Raw genomic sequence first — 18,155 nt, forward strand, 5'->3', positions numbered from 1 at the left:
ACGGCGGTCAGCGGGATCGGAACAGGGGACGCCGATGCCTAACGTTACGGACATGACGACGTACGCCACGCCCGAGCACGCGCCGGCCCCCGCCCTCCGGCTTCTGCGCCGGATCGGCATCGACACGCAATATGTCCTGCTCGGCTTCCCGCTCGGCCTGGTCACCGTGGTCGTCTGCATGACCGGCTTCTTCACCGGCGTCGGGCTCGCCATCATCTGGGTCGGGCTGCCGCTGCTGGTCGCCACGCTCATGGTCTCCCGCGGCTTCGCCACCATCGAACGCGCCCGGATCGGGCCGGTCTTCGGCCGCAAGATCCCGCACCCGATGTACAAGAAGAACCCGCACGCCGACCTGGTGCGCCGCACCCTGACGCCGCTCACCGACGGCCAGTCGTGGCTCGACCTGCTGCACGGGATCTTCCGCTTCATCCCCAACACCATCGGTTTCAGCTTCGTCACCACCTGGTGGATCACGGCGCTCACCGGCCTCACCGTCCCGCTCTGGGACTGGGCCATCCCGCGCGGCGCCGACAGCCACGATCTGCCCGAGCTGCTCGGCATGGGCGACGCCACCAGCACCCGCCTGATCCTCTACTTCGCGATCGGTGTCTTCTTCGCCGGCACGCTCTACCCGGTGGTCCGCGGCGCCGCCCTGATGGAGGCCTGGTTCGCCCGCGGCCTGCTGGCCGGCGTCAACGAGCTGCGCGAGCAGGTCACCCAGGCCAACGCCGCCCGCGACGTGGCCCAGCAGCAGAAAGCGGCCGCCGTCTCGGCCGAGGCGACCGCGCTGCGCCGGCTCGAGCGCGACATCCACGACGGGCCCCAGCAGCGCCTGGTCCGCCTCGCCATGGACCTCGGCCGGGCCGAGCAGCAGTTCGCCACCAACCCCGAAGCGGCCCGGGCCACCGTGGCCGAGGCCCTCGCCCAGACCCGCGAAACCCTCGACGAGCTGCGCGCTCTCTCCCGCGGCATCGCCCCGCCGATCCTGGTCGACCGCGGCCTGCAGGCGGCGCTCACCGCGCTCGCCGGCCGCTGCACCGTCCCCGTCGACCTCGACGCGCCGGTCACCGAGCGGCTCGACCCGCTGGTCGAGTCCACCGCGTACTTCGTGGTGGCCGAGGCGCTGACCAACGTCGCCAAGCACAGCCACGCCAGCGAGGTCCAGGTCAACGTCAAGCGCATCCAGGGCGGGCTGCTCGTCGAGGTCTTCGACGACGGCGTCGGCGGGGCCAGCCTGGCCAAGGGGCACGGCCTGGCCGGCCTGGCCGACCGGGTCCAGGCGGCCGGTGGAGTGCTCGACGTCAGCAGCCCTAGCACGGGAGGAACGCAGCTCACCGCGGCCCTTCCCCTCTAGGAGCGGCCGCATCTGACAGCATGGCTGCATGCGGGTGGTGATTGCCGACGATGCGGTGCTGTTGCGCGAGGGTCTCGTGAGGCTCGTCGAGGAGAACGGTCACACAGTGGTGGCGGCCGTCGGCGACGGGCCTTCCCTCGTCTCCGCGATCGCCGAGCACAAGCCGGACGTGTCCATCGTGGACGTCCGGATGCCGCCCTCACACACCGACGAGGGCCTGCGGGCCGCGGTCGAGGCCCGCGCCCTGGTCTCCGGCACGCCGATCCTGGTGCTCTCCCAATACGTCGAGGTCTCGTACGCCGACGACCTGCTGGCCGACCGCATGGGCGCGGTCGGCTACCTGCTCAAGGACCGGGTGTCCCAGGTCGGCGAATTCCTCGACGCCCTGCAGCGGGTGGCCGGCGGGGGCACCGTGCTCGACCCCGAGGTGGTCAGCCAGCTGCTCGTGCGCCGCCGCCGCGACGACCCGCTGCGCACGCTGACGCCGCGCGAGCGCGAGGTGCTGGGCCTGATGGCCGAGGGGATGTCCAACACGGCGATCGCCCGCAAAATGGTCGTCACCGACGGCGCGGTCGAGAAGCACGTCCGCAACATCTTCACCAAGCTCCGCCTCCACCAGGACGACGAACAGCACCGCCGCGTCATGGCAGTGCTGGCCTACCTCCAAGGGTAGGGAAAACCCCACCTTCAACTCGGGGGTCATCGGGATTCTTCGGTGGCCCCGTTCTTCATAGCGTTCTCCTCATGAATCACAGGGGGAACGTGAAGGGAATCGCGGCCCGGGCCGCGTTGTGGAGCGCCCGGCATCGGACGCTCGCGATCCTGGGGTGGATCGTTTTCGTGGTGGGCGTGACCGTCCTCGCCGGACAGATCAAGACGGTCGAGGCGACCGGGGCCGATCAGGGGCACGGTGACTCGCGCCGGGCCGACAAGATCGTCGAGGCGGCCGGGTTCCCGGAGCAGCCGGCGGGCGAGATGGTCATCGTCCAGAACCGGGCGTCGACCGATCGTGCCGCCGCAGTCGCCGCCGTGACGGCCGCGCTGAAGAAGACCGCGAACGTCGTCGACGTGCAGCCGGCGATCCAGTCGCCCGACGGCCGGTCATCGCTGGTCTCCTTCGGCATCAGCGGAGACTCCGAGACCGCCTCGGACCGGGTCGGGCCGGCCCTCGACACCGTCGCTGAGGTCCAGAAGGCGCATCCCGACCTCTACATCGCCGAGGGAGGCGACGCCAGCGGTGACAAGCTGATCGGGGAAGACCTCGACCAGGGCCTGCACACGCTGTCGCTGCTGTCGATCCCGGTGACCCTCGGCATCCTGCTGATCGCCTTCGGCGCCGTGGTGGCCGCGTTCCTGCCGGTCCTGCTGGCCGTGATGGCGGTGGTCGCGGCGATCGGGCTGCTGGCCTTCGCCAGCCACTTCGCCCCGACGGTCGACACCACGATGCACGTCATGCTGCTGGTCGGCCTCGCCGTCGGCGTCGACTACTGCCTCTTCTACATCCGCCGCGAACGCGACGAGCGGCGCAACGGCGCCGACCCGCACCGCGCCCTGGTCATCGCCGCCCAGACGTCGGGCCGCTCGATCTGGGTCTCCGGCCTCACCGTCATCGTGGCCATGGCCGGCATGTTCCTCACCTACGACGCCACGTTCACCAGCTTCGCCGTCGGCACCATCCTGGTCGTCGCGACAGCCGTGCTCGGCTCGCTGACCGTCCTGCCGGCCCTGCTCTCCGCCCTGGGTGACAAGGTCGACGCGATCAAGATCCCCGGGCTCTACCGCAAGCGCAGCGACGGCCGGGTGTGGAACGCGTTCCTCGGCGTGGTGCTGGCCAAGCCGCTGGTCTCGGCCGTGCTCGCGGTGGCGGCGCTGGGCGCGCTGGCCTGGCCCGCCCTCGACCTCAAGACCAAGGGTGAGGGCATCGAGGACCTCCCGCCGGACGCGGCCATCGTGCAGGCCTACAAGGCGATCGACGAGGCGTTCCCGAGCGAGGTCTCCCCGGCGCAGGTCGTCGTCCGGGCGCCGTTCGAGACCGGCGTGGCGCAATTCAAGAAGCTGGTCTCCTCCTCCGACGGCCGCCTGGTCGGGCCGGTCGACGTGGACGTCAACCCGGCCGGCACGGTCGCGGTGGTCTCGGTCGGCCTGGCCGACAAGAGCGACCTCGACCTGCTCCGCAACGACGTGGCGCCGGCCGCCTTCGGCCCGGCCGCCCTGGTCACCGGCGAAGCGGCCGGCGAGGCCGACTTCAACGCGCGGCTCCAGTCCTCCCTGCCGTGGGTGTTCGGCTTCGTGCTCGGCCTGGCCTTCCTGCTGCTGCTCGTGTCGTTCCGGTCGGTCGTCGTGGCCATCACCGGGGTGGTCCTCAACCTGATGTCGGTCGCCGCCGCGTACGGCATGCTGGTCTTCGTCTTCCAGTACGGTCACTTCGAGAAGCAGCTCGACTTCCACGCGGCCGACGGGATCATCAACTGGATGCCGCTGTTCCTGTTCATCATCCTGTTCGGATTGTCGATGGACTACCACGTCTTCGTCCTCAGCCGCATCCGTGAGGGCCACGACCGCGGCCTGTCCACCCGGCAGGCGGTCCGCGAGGGCATCGGCCGCACCGCCGGCGTCATCACCAGCGCGGCCGTGGTCATGGTGGCGGTGTTCGCGCTCTTCGCGACCCTTCCGCTGGCCTCGACCAAGCAACTCGGCATCGGCCTGGCCGCGGCGGTCCTGCTCGACGCCACGATCATCCGCGCGGTCCTGCTTCCGGCCGTCATGGCCCTGCTCGGCGAGAAGAACTGGTGGCTGCCGCGCTGGCTGGGCTGGCTGCCCCAGATCGCCCACGAGCCGCCGGCCACGCCCGGCACCCGCCGCCCGGAGCGCGAGCTGATCAACGCCTGACGCACACCCGGACGACAGCGGCGCCGCTCCTCCCGAGCGGCGCCGCTTCGGTGCGCCTACGGGTGCAGGAGGAGCTCGGAGCCGACGGGGCGGAAGCCGGCGGCCTGGAAGGTGCGGACGCTGCGGGCGTTGCCGGGGGACTGCTGGGACCACAGCCAGGAGCCGGGTGGGATCAGGTGGCGGGCGGCGGTGGCCAGAGCGCGGCCCAGGCCGTGGTGGCGGGCGGTCTCGTCGACCTCGATCGAGGTCTCCCAGCGGCCGGCCACGCCGCGACCCAGGGTGACCACGCCGCCGGGGGTCCGCCAGGCCTGGACGTCGTCGCGCCGGGCCTGAGCGCTGCGCACGCGGGAATGATCCTCATCCTGACGGGTCAGGGGAAGCGGCGAGGGGCCGGGCCGGGCGGGGGCCACGGTCAGCAGGTCGATCGTGTCGGTGGAGCGGCCGGTCCGGGCCATCACCGCGGTCAGGAAGGCGGGATGCATGGTCCGGGCCAGCGGGTCGGCGTCGATCGTGGCCAGCGTGGCGGTGATCCAGTCGGGGTCCTCATCGAGGAAGATCACGGTGTGGGCGGTGAAGGCGAGCACGCCCGCGTCGCGCTTGCTCGGCTGGGGGACGACGGTGACGCCGCCGTTCGGGGGCGGGAAGTAGCCCTCGGCCGCGGCTTCTAGGATCTTCGCGAGCTCCATCCCCATATTGTGGACGCCCGCCCGGGCCGGCCGGGCCGGTCAGGCCAGGTGGCCCAGGTAGCGGCCCAGCGCGGCGGCTGTCAGGCCCAGGATGATGCTGGTCAGGGCGTAGACGAGAGCCCGGTGGGGGCGGTCCGAGCGGGCCAGGGTGAGGGTTCCCCAGCTGAAGGTCGAATATGTGGTCAAGGCTCCACAGAAACCCGTGCCGAGCAGGGCGGTCAGGGTGGGGGAGGTGGGCAGGCCGATGAGGAAGCCGAGCAGCAGGGAGCCGGCGACGTTGACGATCAGGGTGCCGCGGGGGAAGTCCGATGGTGATCGAAATGCCTGGTCGGCGAGATAGCGCAGCGGCGCGCCCACCGCGGCGCCGGCGGCGATCAGGAGGACGGTGATCATCGGGGTGGCCGCGATCTCAGCAGGAAGGTCGAGGTCATCGGGTTGGGCCGCGGCGTCGGCAGGAAGGCCGAGGTCATCGGGTTGGGCCGCGGCGTCGGCAGGAAGGCCGAGGTCATCGGGTTGGGCCGCGGCGTCGGCAGGAAGGCCGAGGTCATCAGGTTGCGCCGCGGCGTCGGCAGGAGGGTGGCGGTCATCGGGGTAGCCAGGAGGCCAGCAGGGTGGCGGTCCAGACGGCGAGCAGCGCACCCGTCAGGGTGGTCAGCAAGTAGGTGACGCCGATCGGGGTCGGGGCGGTCAGGGCGTCGGTCATCGCCGTCGAGAACGTGGTGTAGCCGCCTAGGAAGCCGGTGCCCAGGAACGGGCGGAGCAGGCGCTGCTGGGGGCGGAAACGTCCGAGCCAGACGTAGAGAAAGCCGATCAGGAAGCAGCCGGAGACGTTGATCGTCCAGACCGCCCACGGGAAGCCGTCCGCGTGGTGCGGCCAGGCCATGGTCAGGCCGTAGCGGGTCAACGCGCCGAGCACGCCGCCCAAGGAGACCACCGCGAGCACCACGCCGACCACGGTAACGCCAAGATCGCGCCAAGGTGGCCGGGGAGGGCGGGGTGAGGGCCGAGGGAGGGTGGGTGAGGGCGGGTGAGGGCCAAAGTGGCCGGGGAGGGCGGGGTGAGGGCCGAGGCGGCCCGGGGAGAGGGCGAGGCGGCCGCGGGTGAGAGTCGAGGTGGCCCGGGGGAAGGCGAGGCGGCCGCGGGCGAGAGTCGAGGTGGCCCGGGGGGAAGGCGGAGGCGGCCGCGGGTGAGAGTCGAGGTGGCCTGGAGGAAGGCTAGGTGGCCGGGGCGGCGTGGCGGCGCCGGCCCCGGCCGGTCTCTCTGGTGTCCACTGTAGGCGATGATCTTGCGGGGTGCCGCGTGAGCGGGGAGCGCGGCGCAAACGGTGATGTGTGACACAGGTGATAAGCTCTGCCGACCGGAGACTACCGGCGCGGGCTGGGGCTTTGCGGACAAATCGCCCATTGCTGTCGTGCCGCCAAAGGGGCACGGCGGGCAATTGCCGCCCCCGCGATCCGGGCGGTTACTAACCTTGAATGGTACCTTTCGGCGTCGAACCGACGGGCCGAGGCGTCGAAGTGACGGGCCGAGATGACCCCCGGCGAGCTGGGCACTTACGAGCCGGGCGCCGGGCCGGCCCGCTGCAACAGAGAGGTCTGAGTGATGTCGGAGCGCGCCTCTGCTCTGCTCCCCACCGATGGCACGGACTTCACGGCCGCACTGACCGCGCCGCCGGTGAACAATCTGCGCCGCATCGGCGGCGAGATGTTCAACTGGAGCGACCTCGACGAGCAGAGCGGCGGGCCCGGCCTGCCCCGCGGCGCCGTCCTGCTGCACCTGCTCCGCCAGCACGCCGGCCCGGGCCGCAGCGTGCTGATCGCCGGACCGCACTCGGGTGAGATCGTCGCCGCCCTGGCCGACAGTGGCGCCGCGGTCACCTGGTTGCTGCGTTCGCTCGGTGACGCCGAGCAGGCCGCCCGCCTTCACCCGCAGGTCACGGTGCTCGGTGGCTCGGTCATCAAGCTGGACCCGGCGGCCACGTTCGACGTGGTGGTCGCGGTCGACGGCGTGGGCCGGCTCAATTCGGCCGAGGGTGAGCAGCTTTCGGCCGGTGAGCTGATCGACCGGCTGGCCACGGCCGTCCGGGCCGAGGGCGCGCTGATCCTGCTCCACGACAACAACTTCGCCCTGCACCACACGCTGCGGCTGGAGCCGGGCGCCCGCGAGCGCCAGGATTCGGCCTGGTACCCGGTGGATGAGCACGACGCCCACCGCCCGGCCTCGCGTGAGCAGCTGGTGGCCCGGCTGACCGACGCCGGCCTGGCCGTCTCCGATTCCTACGCGGCCTTCCCCGAGCCCGCCGCCCCGACGGTGCTGGTCGGCGAGGGGCTGCTCGGTGAGGTCTCGTCGCCGCTGCGCCCCCGGCTGGGCACGGCGCTCTCGCAGGCGTACGCCTCCGCCTTCCGTAACCGCCCGGTCCTGAGCGACCCGCGCCGCCTGATCAGCCGGGCCGTGCGGGCCGGAGCCGAGAGCACAGTGGCCGCGGCCTGGCTGGTCGTGGCCCGCGCGGCCGGTGCCGCGCCCGCCGGCCCGGGTCACGAGCTGCTCGTCGGCGACCCGCGTGGCCCCTTCGCCTACGAGGTGACCGCGGCCGCGGGTGAGGTTCGCACGACCGTCCTGCAGCCGCTGGAGACCCCGGTCGAGCGGGCCGGTCTGCGCCGGGTCGGCGAGCCGGCGGCCCCCGGGGCCGACCTGGGGTACGTGCTCGAGGAGCGCCTGCTGCACCTGGCCGCCACCGACAACCTGCGGCAGATCCGGGTCGAGCTCGCGCAGTTCGACGCGTGGCTGCGCGCCCAGGCCCGCGACGGGGTCCTGACCGGCCCGATCGCGCTGGCCGGTTTCGCCGACGTCTTCGTCACCCCGGACGGTCCGGTGCTGCTGCCGACCCGCTGGGCGCCGCTCGAGCCCGTCTCGCTGGAGACGGCCGAGGTGCGGGCGCTGTGGGCGTTCGCGGTCCAGCTGATCACGTCGGGTCAGCCGCACCCGTGGCCGATCACCTCGCACGCGGTCGACCTGACCGCCGTCCTGCTCGGCATGATCGGCCAGGGCGTCGACGCCGAGGAGATCCGCCGCGCGGTCGACCTGCAGGTGCGGCTGGAGACGGCCGAGTTCGGGCTGAGCCTGGCCGAGCAGCACGACCGCCGGCTCCAGCTGCTGTCGGTGTCGCCGGGTTCGGCCTCGGTCGACGTGCAGGGTTTCCGCGAGCTGACCGAGGCGCTCTGGCGCCAGCGGTACGAGGCGAGTCACCTGCTGGCGATGATGGAGTGGACCGAGCAGATGATCAGGTCGCGTGACCTGGCCGTCAGCAAGATGGACTGGGAAGTCCAGTTCTACAAGAAGTCGTGGGCCGGCCGCGCCCTGATGGTCGCCCGCGCCGGTTACAAGATCGTCGGCCGTGACGGCCGCAAGGCCCTCGGCAAGCTGAGGCGCAGAGGACAGTGAAAAAAGGGGGCCCCGGTCGGGGCCCCCTTTTTCAGATCAGATCAAGTCCCAGGTCAGCGGCGTGCCCTTGGCCGCGTCCTGGTTGAAGGTCCGGCCGATCACCGTGCGGATGGCGTCGGGCTCCAGCCCGCCGGTCGGGCGGATCGAGCGGACGTTCTCCTCGGTCACCGGGTCGCCGGCCTTCACGTCGGTCACCACGTAGAGCGACCGGCGGAACCGCAGGCCCTCCTTCTCGGCCTCGGTCGGGCCGATGTGCGTGGTGCCCAGCGCCTCCCAGGCCCGCTCGGACTCGATGCGCAGGGCCTTGAGCTCGGCCGGCTCGAGCGAGAAGGCCGAGTCGACGCCGCCGTCCTCGCGGTCGAGGGTGATGTGCTTCTCGATCAGGCAGGCGCCGAACGAGACGGCCGCGATCGGCACGCCGATGCCCAGCGTGTGGTCGCTGAGCCCGATCGGCACCTCGAGCATCTGGGCCAGCACCGGGATGCGGCGCAGGTTGGTGTACTGCGGCGGGGCCGGGTACGACGCGGTGCAGCTGAGCACGGTCACGTCGGTCGCGCCGGCGCCCTGAGCGGCCTCGACCGCGGCCGCGATCTCCTTCACCGACGCCATGCCGGTGGAGATGATGATCGGCTTGCCGGTGCTCGCGGCCATCCGGATCAGCGGCAGGTCGGTGATCTCCGAGGAAGCGATCTTGTACATCGGCGCGTCGAGCTTCTCGAGCAGCTCGATCGCGGTGCGGTCGAACGGGCTGGAGAACGGCGTGAGGCCGCGCTCGCGGGCCCGCTCGAAGATCGGCTGGTGCCAGTCCCACGGGGTGTGCGCGCGCTCGTACAGGTCGTAGAGGTAGGCCTCGGACCACAGCTCGTGACCCTTGGAGATCTGGAATCGGGGGTGCTTCACGTCCACGGTCATGGTGTCGGCCGTGTACGTCTGGATCTTGATCGCGTCCGCGCCGTTGTCGGCCGCCGTGTCGACCAGCGCCAGCGCGCGGTCGAGAGAGCCGTTGTGGTTACCCGACATCTCCGCGACGATGTACGGCCGCTTGTCGGGCCCGAACTTAGTCATTACTTCCCTCTCTCAGTCCAGACGACCGTCTTCGGAACCCCGTCGACCAGTCGTTCGTAGCGCCGCGTCTCCTTGAAGCCGAACCGCCGGTGCAATGCCAGCACCTGCTTGTTCTCCTCCAGGGTCTCGCCGCCGAGCGTCTCCAGGCCCAGCGGGCCGAAGGCGTACTCGACGGCTTCCTTCTCCAGCCGCATCCAGGCCGCGAGCTGCCGGTCGCCCAGGCCCTCGCTGTCCAGGTAGAAGGACCAGGTGTTGCCGTCGAAGATGACGACCCCGGCCGGCACGCCGCGATCGTCCTCGTAGATCAGCACGTTCTGCCAGCGCTTCTCCCACCAGGCGGCGTGCTCCTCGGGCTTGATCTCGTGGGTGGTCAGGCTGACCGCCCGCACCGACGGATGGTTCCGCCAGGGCAGGATCAGGTCGCGTTCGGCGTAGGTCGCGGGTCGCAGCACAGTGTCAAAGTATGGCCGCCCCGCCAAACTTCCGGCCGGGGACCTAGGTCACAGCGCGAATTCTCACCCCGGGTCCGCTGCGGCCGATGCGACCGGCGTGACTGTTCTGTCCGACCGTTTGCTCAGGGTGAACGCCCTGTTGCTGCTCGTCAGCGTCGTCGCCATCGGCGTGAACGCGATCAGCCCGGTCCTGCCCTGGGCCGTGCTGTGGCTACCCACGATCGCCGGCGCCGGTGTGCTCGCCGTGAGCTGCTCGCGCACCGCCCGGGCCGAGCATCTGCCCGGGCCCATCCGCCGCTTCTGGCGGCAGATCTGGGTGGTTTGCCTGCTCGTCGGGCTGGGTGCGACCGCGCAGGCGGCCCAGGTGGTCGGCGCGGGCAACCGGCCCGGGATGCCGATGGGTGCCGGGCAGATGGTCTTCGACGGCCTGGCCATCGTGATCATCATGTGGGCCCTGATCCGGCTGCCGTTCGGCTCGCAGACCCGGGGCGAGACGTTCCGCCTGGTGCTCGACGCGGGCACGGTCATGCTGGCCTGTGCCGTCTTCGTCTGGCACTTCGCCACCCGCTACTCGCTGCACCAGACCGACACCGGCATGGTCTACGTCTCCCTCACGCTGAGCACCCTGGCCCTGCTCGCGGTGTTCGCGGTCGCGAAGTTCATGCTGGCCAGCCAGTCGCTCTTCGACCGCGGGGCACTGCGGATGATCGCGCTGGCGGTGCTCGTCGGCGCGGTCGGCCCGGTCCTGCAACCGCTGCTCTCGGCCCTCGACCCGCATCTCTACGCCGACTTCTTCGACATGCCGGCGGTCTACTTTTTCGGGGTGCTGGCCGCCGAGCGGCAGCGCCGGGCCTCGTACGGCCCGCGCCGGGGCGCCACCCCCGACCGCCGCCGCAGCTTCAGCTTCCTGCCCTACCTGGCCGTGGCCGCGGTGGACGGCCTGCTGCTGGTGGTCGCCTGGCCGGCCGACGGTGACGACCGCCGGATCGTGGTGGCCAGCGCCGTGCTGCTCACCGCGCTCGTGGTGGTCCGCCAGATCACCGCCTTCCGCGACAACGGGCGCCTGCTGCGCCGCCTCGATCACGGCGCGACCCACGACGCGCTGACCCAGCTGCCCAACCGGGTGCTCTTCCACGAGCGGCTGAACAAGGCCCTGACCAGCCCGGGCGACCGTCCGGTGGCGGTCGCGCTGATCGACCTGGACGACTTCAAGGAGGTCAACGACACGCTCGGTCACGAGGTGGGCGACCTGCTGCTGATCGCGGTCGCCCAGCGCCTGAACGGCTGCATCCGGGCCGAGGACACGGTGGCCCGCCTCGGTGGCGACGAGTTCGTGCTGGTCCTCGACGGCGCCGACCCGGCCGCGGCCGACCTCGCGGCCCGCCGCATGATGGCGGCCCTGCGCGAGCCGGTCCTGGCCGACGGCCACGAGCTGCCCATCCGGGCCAGCATCGGGATCGCCGACGGCCGCAGCGGCGACGACCCGAGCCTGCTGCTGCGCCGGGCCGACATCGCCATGTACGCCGCGAAGGCCCTGCCCGGCACCGCGTTCCTGCACTACGACCCGGGCATGGCCGCGACCGACCAGTCGTACCTCGGGGCCGAGCTGCGCGAGGCCATCCGCGACGACCAGCTGTTCCTGCTCTACCAGCCGATCGTCTCGCTGGCCGACGGCCACGTGCTGGGCGCCGAGGCGCTGGTCCGCTGGTCGCACCCGGTGCACGGCCCGCTCGCCCCGGACGCCTTCATCCCGGTCGCCGAGCGGACCGGCCTGATCGTCCCGATGGACCGCTGGGTGCTCCGCCGGGCCGTGCGCGACCTGGCCGGCTGGGGTCCCGGCACCGTTCTGAACATCAACGTGTCGGCCCGTGACCTGCGCGAGCCCGGGTTCGCCTTCTACGTCGGGGCCCTGCTCGACGCGTACGGCATCGAGGGGTCCCGGATCGCCCTGGAGGTCACCGAGTCGATGCCGCTCGACCCGGTCGCCGCCGCCGACAACCTGACCGCCCTGCGGGCCCTGGGGGTGCGTGTCTCGCTCGACGACTTCGGCACCGGCGCCTCGACGCTGACCATGCTGCACGACGTCGCGGTGGACGAGGTCAAGCTCGACCGCAGCTTCACCCAGGCCGTGCCGGGGGAGCGGGCGCCGGTCGCGGCCGCGGTGATGCAGGTGGCGGGTGCGCTCGGCCTCGATGTGGTGGCCGAGGGCGTCGAGACCACTGAACAGGCCGAACGGCTCCGGGACCTCGGTTACCAGGCCGCGCAGGGCTTCCTGTTCGCCCGCCCGATGCCGGCCGAGGACTTCGGCCGCCGGCTCGGCGAACCCGGTGATTGGCCACGCCGCACCGGGGTACATCAGATGGCGTAGGCACAAGTCCCCTCACCGGAGGTAGCCATGGGCGCCGACGACAAGATCGACAACAAGGCCGAGGAGCTCGGCGGCAAGGTCAAGGAGGGTGTCGGCAAGGCCACGGACGACGAGCGTCTCGAGGCCGAGGGCAAGGCCGACCAGACCGGCTCCAAGCTCAAGCAGGCCGGCGAGAACATCAAGGACGCCTTCAAGTCCTGACGTCACGCTTGATCGGTGGTCGTCCGCCAGAGGTACGCGTCGTTTTCAGCACGCGCCTCTGGGCGGGCGGCCACCGTTGTGCTTGCGGCCGTTGCGCCTCTTTCGCGTGGGGCGCGGGGCTGAGAACCCTTACCAGGGGCCGCGCAGGTTGGCCGCCAGATAACTGAGCGCGGCCGCGTTGTCCGCCCCCTCGGTGTGTGAGCGGCGCAGATCGCCGGTGTAGTTCGCGATGTCGGCCAGGATCCACCAGTGCCGGTAGAACTCGACGCCGGGTGGCAGCTCCGCCCCGGCCGGCTCCGGCGCGTCGATCATGGCGCCGGTGAGCATCCAGAGGTCGCGCTCGGCCGGGGCCAGCTGGACGGTGTCCCAGTCGATCAGACGGGGTCCCTCGGCGGTCCACATGATGTTGCCGGGGTGCGGCTCCCCGTGGGTGATGACCCAGTCGGAAACGGGCGGTAGGAGAGCCGTCAGCGCGTCCAGGCGGGCCAGCCGTTCGACCACACGGCGGGCGTGCCGGATCAGGAGGCGGCGGGCCGCCTCGGCGTACGGCCCGGCCGTCCACGGGTTGTCGAGTCCGGCCAGGGCGGCCGTCAGATCGGCGCGGCCGGGCAGCCGGAGATCGGCGCGCGGCGCGGTGGCGGCGACCGCCGGGGTGGCTCGGTGCAGGTCGCGCAGGAGATCGAGCACGGCCGTCCGGTCCGCGGGCCGGTGCGGCCCGAACTCCCCGCCCCGGCCCTGTAGCCGCGGAAAAAGCGACAGGGCGTAGCGGTCCTTCAGAGGGCGCACGAGGCGGCCGTCGCGGGCCCGGATCGGCGCGACGACCGAATTCAGGACGGTGTGCAGCGTGAACGCCGTCTCGAGAGCTTGTTCGAGCCCGGCCGAACGCTCGGCCACCGTGACGAAGAAGGGGCCGGCCGACCAGTGGTGGCCGCCCGCGCCGACCGGCCGGTGGGCGAGGCGGGACGCTTCGATGCCCCAGCCGTCAGCCAGCGCCGAGGCCAGTTCCTCGTCGCTCAGGTCGCATGGACGCTCCCGCATGGGGAGCAGTGTGGCCTATTCGCACTCGATCGGCGGGACGTCGGCCGGGAAGAGCAGGTCGTCGAGGTCGCCGTGGGTCAGCGGCTCGGCGAAGTAGTAGCCCTGGCCCAGCTCGCAGTCGCCGCCGGCCAGCGAGGTCAGCTGGCTGGCGTGCTCGATGCCCTCGGCGATGGTCGAGAGCTGCAGGGCCCGGCCGAGCTGGATGATGCCGTGGGTCAGGGCGGCCGCCGTGGGCTCGTCGACGACGTCGTCCACGAAGGACTTGTCGATCTTGATGATGTCGACCGGGAAGCGCCGCAGGTAGGCCAGCGACGAGTAGCCCGTGCCGAAGTCGTCGATGGCCAGGCGGACGCCGATGCTCTTGATGTCGTTGAGCCGCTCCAGCGTGGCCGGCCGGTGCTCGACCAGCAGCGACTCGGTCAGCTCGAGGATCAGGCGGTCGGCCGGCATCCCGGCCGTGGCCAGGGCGTCCCGCACCACGTCGGGCAGCGACGTCTGGTCGAGCTGGACCGCCGAGATGTTCACGCTGACCGACAGGGGCGGCCCGAGCCGGCGCCGGTTCCATTCGGCGACCCGGGTCGTGGCCTCACGCAGCACCCACTCGCCGATCGGGACGATCATGCCCGTCTCCTCGGCCAGCGGGATGAACTCCATCGGCGGGATCACGCCGCGGTCCGGGTGCTGCCACCGGATCAAAGCCTCGACCCCGGTGATCTCGCCGGTGTGCAGGTGGACGATCGGCTGGTAGCGCAGCTGGAACTCGTGCCGCAGAACGGCCCGGCGCAGGTCCGCCTCCATCGCGATGTTGGCCTGGAACGCCTCGCGCATGGCCGGCTCGAAGACCTCGTACCGGTCCTTGCCGTGCTTCTTGGCCTGGTACATCGCCAGGTCGGCATGGACCATGAGCTCGGCCGCGTCATGGTCGCCCGGCCGGCCGAAGGCGATGCCGATGCTGGAGCTGACGAACGTCTCCGCGCCCAGGTCGAACGGCTGCCGCAGCGCGTCCAGGATCCGCTCGGCGACCGGGATCGCCTCGCCGGTGCCGGTCAGACCGGGCAGCAGCACGGCGAACTCGTCGCCGCCGAGGCGGGCCGCCGTGTCGCCGTCGCGCAGGCAGGCCTGGATGCGCTCGGCCACGCCGGTGAGCAGCGTGTCGCCCGCCGCGTGGCCCAGCGAGTCGTTGACCACCTTGAAGCGGTCGAGGTCGACGAAGAGCACGGCGCCGCCGAGGCCCTTGGGGCCGAGCGCCTCCTCCATCCGCGTCTGGAACAGGGCCCGGGTGGCCAGGCCGGTCAGCGAGTCGAGGTAGGCCCGGCTCATCTGCTCCTGGGTGCGGGCGTCGGTCAGCGCCAGGCTGACGTGCTCGGCGAAGGCGGTGACGATGTCGCAGGTCGCCTTGTCCCAGTCGCGGCGGGCGTTGTAGGTGCCCACGGTGACCGCGCCGACCGACTTGTCGCCCTCGTGCACGGGCACGGCCATGACCGATCGCAGGTTCGCCGCGGCCAGCGCGGGCATCGCGATGGGGGAGGTGGCGTAGTCCTCCACGGCGACCAGTTCGTCGCCGAGGATGGCCAGACCGGTGACGCCGGCCGCGGCCACCGGCACCCGCCGGCCCGGGGCCGGCACTTTGGGGCTGACGCCGACGGCGGCGACCGTGCTGCCCAGTTGAGGGTCGTCGCGCTCGACCAGGCTGATCGAGACCATCTCGACATTGAGCAGGTCGCGCAGTGCCACGGTGACGAGGTCGTAGACCTCGGCCAGGGGCCGGCGGCGGCCGATGGCCTGCTGCACCCGGGCCAGCTCGGAGAAGACCCGGCGGCCCTGGTCCAGGTAGCCGAGCAGGCGGCCGTTCTCCTCGGCGTACCGGCGCTCGGACTCGACGACGTAGAGCGAGTGCAGGCAGAGCTCGAGGACGCGGGCCATGCCGCGCAGCAGGGTGATCTCCTCGGCGGTGAACGGGGCGCCGGTTCGGCCGAGGACCAGGACGCCCGGGGCGGGCCCGCCGATCGGGGCGTGCGTGACCGCGTAGCGGCCGCCGCCCAGCTCGAGCGTGTGCCGGCGGCCGGCGGACACCTCGGCCAGGGCGTAGGCGGGCACCTCGTCCGGGGTGAGCCCGATGGTGGCGACCACCCCGTCGTCGATCATCAGCACCGCGACGTCGGCGTCGAGGGCGCGGGCGGCGCACTCGACGGCAGCGTATTGCGCGGCCGGACCGGCGGGCCGGTCCGCCACCGCGGACAGGAATTCTGTCAGTTGCTCCGTCGCTAGCACGGCATCCTTGTCGTCCGGCCCGGCCCGGACATGAGAAGAACGCCCGAGCTCACACGGCCGGGCAGGAGGCGGTCACGTTTTCCGCGGAAACGGTCAGATGATTTGCCCGGTTCGCCATAGAAAAGAGGATCTTGAGGCGACCGGGAGCGAAATCCAAGCGGGCAAACAAACAACGAAGTCGATGACTTTGTGATGACGACCACAAGTTTCCCCGGTGTTACAAATATCGCCATGAACGCTGATGAGCGGCAGCACCAGATCGTCGCCCTGGCCCGCCGGCACGGCGAGGTCGAGGTGGCGAAACTGGCGGCCGAGCTTTCCGTCAGCGCCGAGACCATTCGCCGCGATCTGCGGCTGCTGGAGAAACACGGTCTCATCCGCCGTACGCACGGCGGCGCCTATCCGGTGGAGACCGCCAAATTCGAGACCGACCTCGCGATGCGCACCGTTCGCGGCGTCCCCGAGAAAAGGCGGATCGCGGCCGCCGCGGCCGGCCTGATCGGCGACGCCGAGACGATCTTCATCGACGAGGGCTTCACTCCGCAGCTGATCGCCGAGGCGCTGCCCACCGACCGGCCGCTGACCGTGGTCACGGCCTCGCTCAACACCGCGGCCTGGCTGGCCGGCTCCACCCCGGCCACGGTTCTGCTGCTCGGCGGCCGGGTGCGCGGCCGCACGCTGGCCACGGTCGACCACTGGGCGGCCGGCATGCTCTCCGGCTTCGTGCTCGACCTGGCCTTCATCGGGGCCAACGGCATCTCCCGGGAGGTCGGGCTGACCACGCCCGACCCGGCCGTGGCCGACGTCAAGGCGCGGGCCGTGCGCGCGGCCCGCCGCCGGGTCTTCGTCGGCATCCACACCAAATTCGGCGTCCGCACGTTCTGCCGATTCGCCGAGATATCCGATTTCGAGTCACTGGTCACGGACACCGGGCTCCCGGCGTCCGAGGCGAACCGCTATTCCCGAATGGGACCGCAAGTCATCCGGGTCTAAAAAACCGCAGCCGTTTTCGCAATAAAACGGAGGTTCCACCATGCCCAAAAAACTCGCCCTGGCCGCAGCGTGCCTGCTGCTGGCCACCGCCGGCTGTTCGGGCGCCGGCTCGACCGGTGGCAGCGGCGGCGATTCCGCCGACAACACCATCACCGCCCTCATGGTCGGCAACCCGCAGATGGAGGACATCCAGAAGCTGACCGCCGACAACTTCACCAAGCAGACCGGGATCACCGTGAAGTTCACGATCCTCCCGGAGAACGAGCTGCGCGACAAAGTCACCCAGGACGTCGCCAACCAGGGCGGGCAGTACGACGTGGCCACCGTCGGCGCCTACGAGGTGCCGATCTGGGCCAAGAACGGCTGGCTGCACGAGCTGTCGACGCAGGCCCAGGCCGACTCCGCGTACGACTCGGCCGATCTCCTCAAGCCGATGGTGGAGTCGCTGACCGGCGAGGACGGCAAGATGTACGCCGCCCCATTCTACGGCGAGTCGTCGTTCCTGATGTACAACAAGGAGCTCTTCCAGGCCAAGGGCCTGACCATGCCCGAGCACCCGACGTGGGCCCAGGTCGCCGACTTCGCGGCCAAGCTCGACGACAAGGGCAAGGGCGTGGCCGGCATCTGCCTGCGCGGCCTGCCCGGCTGGGGTGAGCTGTTCGCGCCGCTGACCACGGTCGTCAACACGTACGGCGGCACCTGGTTCGACAAGGACTGGACGGCGAAGGTCAATTCGCCCGAGTTCACCCAGGCCACCCAGTTCTACGTCGACCTGCTGAAGAAGCACGGCCAGTCCGGCGCTCCGCAGTCCGGCTTCACCGAGTGCCTCAACACGTTCGGCCAGGGCAAGGCGGCGATGTGGTACGACGCCACCTCGGCCGCGGGCACGCTGGAGGACAAGAACGCCAGCAAGGTCGCGGGCAAGGTCGGCTACGTCTACGCCCCGGTCAACAAGACCGAGTACTCGGGCTGGCTCTGGACGTGGGCCTGGGCCATGCCCAAGACCACCAAGAAGGCCGACGCCGCCTGGAAGTTCATCTCGTGGGCGACCAGCAAGGACTACGAGCAGCTGGTCGGCAAGCAGCTCGGCTGGTCCCGCGTCCCGTCCGGCAAGCGCACCTCGACCTACTCGATCCCGGAGTACAAGGAGTCCGCGAAGGCGTTCGCCGACATCACGCTGGGCTCGATCGAGCACGCCGACCCGACCAACCCGGGTGTGCAGCCGCGGCCCGCGCTGGGCGTGCAGTTCGTCGGCATCCCCGAGTTCGCCGACCTCGGCACGAAGGTGTCGCAGGAGGTGAGCGCGGCCATCGCCGGCAGCAGCACGGTCGACAAGGCCCTGGCCGACGGTCAGAAGCAGGCCGAAGACGTGGCGAAGAAGTACAAGTAGTGACCAC

General features: G+C 71.1%; 16 protein-coding genes. 8 read left to right on the forward strand and 8 right to left on the reverse strand.

Annotated features, from left to right (window positions below; all coding sequences use genetic code 11):
• Nucleotides 1-52: 52 nt before the first annotated feature.
• The 3 genes from AB0J66_RS31115 (at nucleotide 53) to AB0J66_RS31125 (ending at nucleotide 4,243) form a co-directional block, all read left to right on the forward strand.
• The gene (locus AB0J66_RS31115; protein ID WP_364668127.1) at nucleotides 53-1,354 is read left to right on the forward strand and encodes a sensor histidine kinase; all 1,302 of its coding nucleotides are present in this window, start codon (nucleotides 53-55) and stop codon (nucleotides 1,352-1,354) included.
• A 28-nt stretch (nucleotides 1,355-1,382) separates the two neighbouring features.
• Complete coding sequence (locus tag AB0J66_RS31120) at nucleotides 1,383-2,027, forward strand: response regulator transcription factor (protein WP_364668130.1); 645 nt, start codon at nucleotides 1,383-1,385, stop codon at nucleotides 2,025-2,027.
• 71 nt (nucleotides 2,028-2,098) lie between these two features.
• A complete protein-coding gene (locus AB0J66_RS31125; protein ID WP_364668132.1) occupies nucleotides 2,099-4,243 on the forward strand; it encodes an MMPL family transporter in 2,145 nt (714 codons plus the stop codon).
• A gap of 56 nt (nucleotides 4,244-4,299) precedes the next feature.
• On the opposite strand, the gene AB0J66_RS31130 is transcribed toward AB0J66_RS31125, so the two are convergent.
• Genes AB0J66_RS31130 through AB0J66_RS31145 form a run of 4 tightly spaced genes read right to left on the reverse strand, consistent with a single transcriptional unit; the run spans nucleotide 4,300 to nucleotide 5,875 of the window.
• Nucleotides 4,300-4,935 carry a GNAT family N-acetyltransferase gene (locus tag AB0J66_RS31130; RefSeq protein ID WP_364668135.1) on the reverse strand — a complete coding sequence of 212 codons (636 nt, stop codon included), beginning with the start codon at nucleotides 4,933-4,935 and terminating at the stop codon, nucleotides 4,300-4,302.
• 33 nt (nucleotides 4,936-4,968) lie between these two features.
• Nucleotides 4,969-5,319 (reverse strand): fluoride efflux transporter CrcB, encoded by a 351-nt coding sequence (gene crcB, locus AB0J66_RS31135; protein ID WP_364668271.1) that lies wholly within the window; start codon nucleotides 5,317-5,319, stop codon nucleotides 4,969-4,971.
• Nucleotides 5,319-5,516 carry a hypothetical protein gene (locus AB0J66_RS31140; RefSeq protein WP_364668137.1) on the reverse strand — a complete coding sequence of 66 codons (198 nt, stop codon included), beginning with the start codon at nucleotides 5,514-5,516 and terminating at the stop codon, nucleotides 5,319-5,321. Before AB0J66_RS31140 ends, crcB begins: the two co-directional genes overlap by 1 nt.
• Complete coding sequence (locus AB0J66_RS31145; protein WP_364668140.1) at nucleotides 5,513-5,875, reverse strand: CrcB family protein; 363 nt, start codon at nucleotides 5,873-5,875, stop codon at nucleotides 5,513-5,515. Before AB0J66_RS31145 ends, AB0J66_RS31140 begins: the two co-directional genes overlap by 4 nt.
• A gap of 656 nt (nucleotides 5,876-6,531) precedes the next feature.
• Here AB0J66_RS31145 and AB0J66_RS31150 point away from each other — a divergent pair.
• Nucleotides 6,532-8,370 carry a hypothetical protein gene (locus AB0J66_RS31150; protein ID WP_364668142.1) on the forward strand — a complete coding sequence of 613 codons (1,839 nt, stop codon included), beginning with the start codon at nucleotides 6,532-6,534 and terminating at the stop codon, nucleotides 8,368-8,370.
• Nucleotides 8,371-8,406: 36 nt separating this feature from the next.
• Here the strand turns inward: AB0J66_RS31150 and pseI are convergent, their stop codons facing one another.
• Together pseI and AB0J66_RS31160 are read right to left on the reverse strand one after the other, a co-directional pair.
• Complete coding sequence (gene pseI / locus AB0J66_RS31155; protein WP_364668144.1) at nucleotides 8,407-9,435, reverse strand: pseudaminic acid synthase; 1,029 nt, start codon at nucleotides 9,433-9,435, stop codon at nucleotides 8,407-8,409.
• Nucleotides 9,435-9,887, reverse strand: a complete 453-nt coding sequence (locus AB0J66_RS31160; RefSeq protein ID WP_364668147.1) for a GNAT family N-acetyltransferase — start codon at nucleotides 9,885-9,887, stop codon at nucleotides 9,435-9,437. Before AB0J66_RS31160 ends, pseI begins: the two co-directional genes overlap by 1 nt.
• Before the next feature lie 97 nt (nucleotides 9,888-9,984).
• Here AB0J66_RS31160 and AB0J66_RS31165 point away from each other — a divergent pair, with 97 nt between their 5' ends.
• Entirely contained in the window at nucleotides 9,985-12,255 is a 2,271-nt protein-coding gene (locus tag AB0J66_RS31165; RefSeq protein WP_364668149.1) for an EAL domain-containing protein, read from the forward strand.
• Between the two features lie 27 nt (nucleotides 12,256-12,282).
• Nucleotides 12,283-12,456, forward strand: a complete 174-nt coding sequence (locus AB0J66_RS31170; RefSeq protein WP_364668152.1) for a CsbD family protein — start codon at nucleotides 12,283-12,285, stop codon at nucleotides 12,454-12,456.
• A 129-nt stretch (nucleotides 12,457-12,585) separates the two neighbouring features.
• Here AB0J66_RS31170 and AB0J66_RS31175 read toward each other — a convergent pair whose 3' ends face one another.
• Together AB0J66_RS31175 and AB0J66_RS31180 are read right to left on the reverse strand one after the other, a co-directional pair.
• On the reverse strand, nucleotides 12,586-13,494 hold the full coding sequence (locus AB0J66_RS31175) for an aminoglycoside phosphotransferase family protein (RefSeq protein ID WP_364668155.1): 909 nt from the start codon (nucleotides 13,492-13,494) through the stop codon (nucleotides 12,586-12,588).
• A 15-nt stretch (nucleotides 13,495-13,509) separates the two neighbouring features.
• Nucleotides 13,510-15,765 (reverse strand): EAL domain-containing protein, encoded by a 2,256-nt coding sequence (locus AB0J66_RS31180; protein ID WP_364668157.1) that lies wholly within the window; start codon nucleotides 15,763-15,765, stop codon nucleotides 13,510-13,512.
• Between the two features lie 231 nt (nucleotides 15,766-15,996).
• On the opposite strand from AB0J66_RS31180, the gene AB0J66_RS31185 reads away from it, so the two are divergent.
• Both AB0J66_RS31185 and AB0J66_RS31190 read left to right on the forward strand, forming a co-directional pair.
• The gene (locus AB0J66_RS31185) at nucleotides 15,997-16,758 is read left to right on the forward strand and encodes a DeoR/GlpR family DNA-binding transcription regulator (RefSeq protein WP_364668160.1); all 762 of its coding nucleotides are present in this window, start codon (nucleotides 15,997-15,999) and stop codon (nucleotides 16,756-16,758) included.
• A gap of 40 nt (nucleotides 16,759-16,798) precedes the next feature.
• On the forward strand, nucleotides 16,799-18,148 hold the full coding sequence (locus tag AB0J66_RS31190; protein WP_364668163.1) for a sugar ABC transporter substrate-binding protein: 1,350 nt from the start codon (nucleotides 16,799-16,801) through the stop codon (nucleotides 18,146-18,148).
• The last annotated feature ends 7 nt before the right edge of the window (nucleotides 18,149-18,155 follow it).

This window comes from Actinoplanes sp. NPDC049598 (assembly GCF_040675435.1).
Lineage (GTDB): Bacteria > Actinomycetota > Actinomycetes > Mycobacteriales > Micromonosporaceae > Actinoplanes.

What these genes read in the sequence shown, in the direction of transcription:
- AB0J66_RS31115 (WP_364668127.1), top strand. Translation starts at nt 53, where the DNA reads ATGACGACGTACGCCACGCCCGAGCACGCGCCGGCCCCCGCCCTCCGG.
- AB0J66_RS31120 (WP_364668130.1), top strand. Translation starts at nt 1,383, where the DNA reads ATGCGGGTGGTGATTGCCGACGATGCGGTGCTGTTGCGCGAGGGTCTC.
- AB0J66_RS31125 (WP_364668132.1), top strand. Translation starts at nt 2,099, where the DNA reads ATGAATCACAGGGGGAACGTGAAGGGAATCGCGGCCCGGGCCGCGTTG.
- AB0J66_RS31130 (WP_364668135.1), bottom strand. Translation starts at nt 4,935, where the DNA reads ATGGGGATGGAGCTCGCGAAGATCCTAGAAGCCGCGGCCGAGGGCTAC.
- AB0J66_RS31140 (WP_364668137.1), bottom strand. Translation starts at nt 5,516, where the DNA reads ATGACCGCCACCCTCCTGCCGACGCCGCGGCGCAACCTGATGACCTCG.
- AB0J66_RS31150 (WP_364668142.1), top strand. Translation starts at nt 6,532, where the DNA reads ATGTCGGAGCGCGCCTCTGCTCTGCTCCCCACCGATGGCACGGACTTC.
- pseI (WP_364668144.1), bottom strand. Translation starts at nt 9,435, where the DNA reads ATGACTAAGTTCGGGCCCGACAAGCGGCCGTACATCGTCGCGGAGATG.
- AB0J66_RS31170 (WP_364668152.1), top strand. Translation starts at nt 12,283, where the DNA reads ATGGGCGCCGACGACAAGATCGACAACAAGGCCGAGGAGCTCGGCGGC.
- AB0J66_RS31175 (WP_364668155.1), bottom strand. Translation starts at nt 13,494, where the DNA reads ATGCGGGAGCGTCCATGCGACCTGAGCGACGAGGAACTGGCCTCGGCG.
- AB0J66_RS31185 (WP_364668160.1), top strand. Translation starts at nt 15,997, where the DNA reads ATGAACGCTGATGAGCGGCAGCACCAGATCGTCGCCCTGGCCCGCCGG.
- AB0J66_RS31190 (WP_364668163.1), top strand. Translation starts at nt 16,799, where the DNA reads ATGCCCAAAAAACTCGCCCTGGCCGCAGCGTGCCTGCTGCTGGCCACC.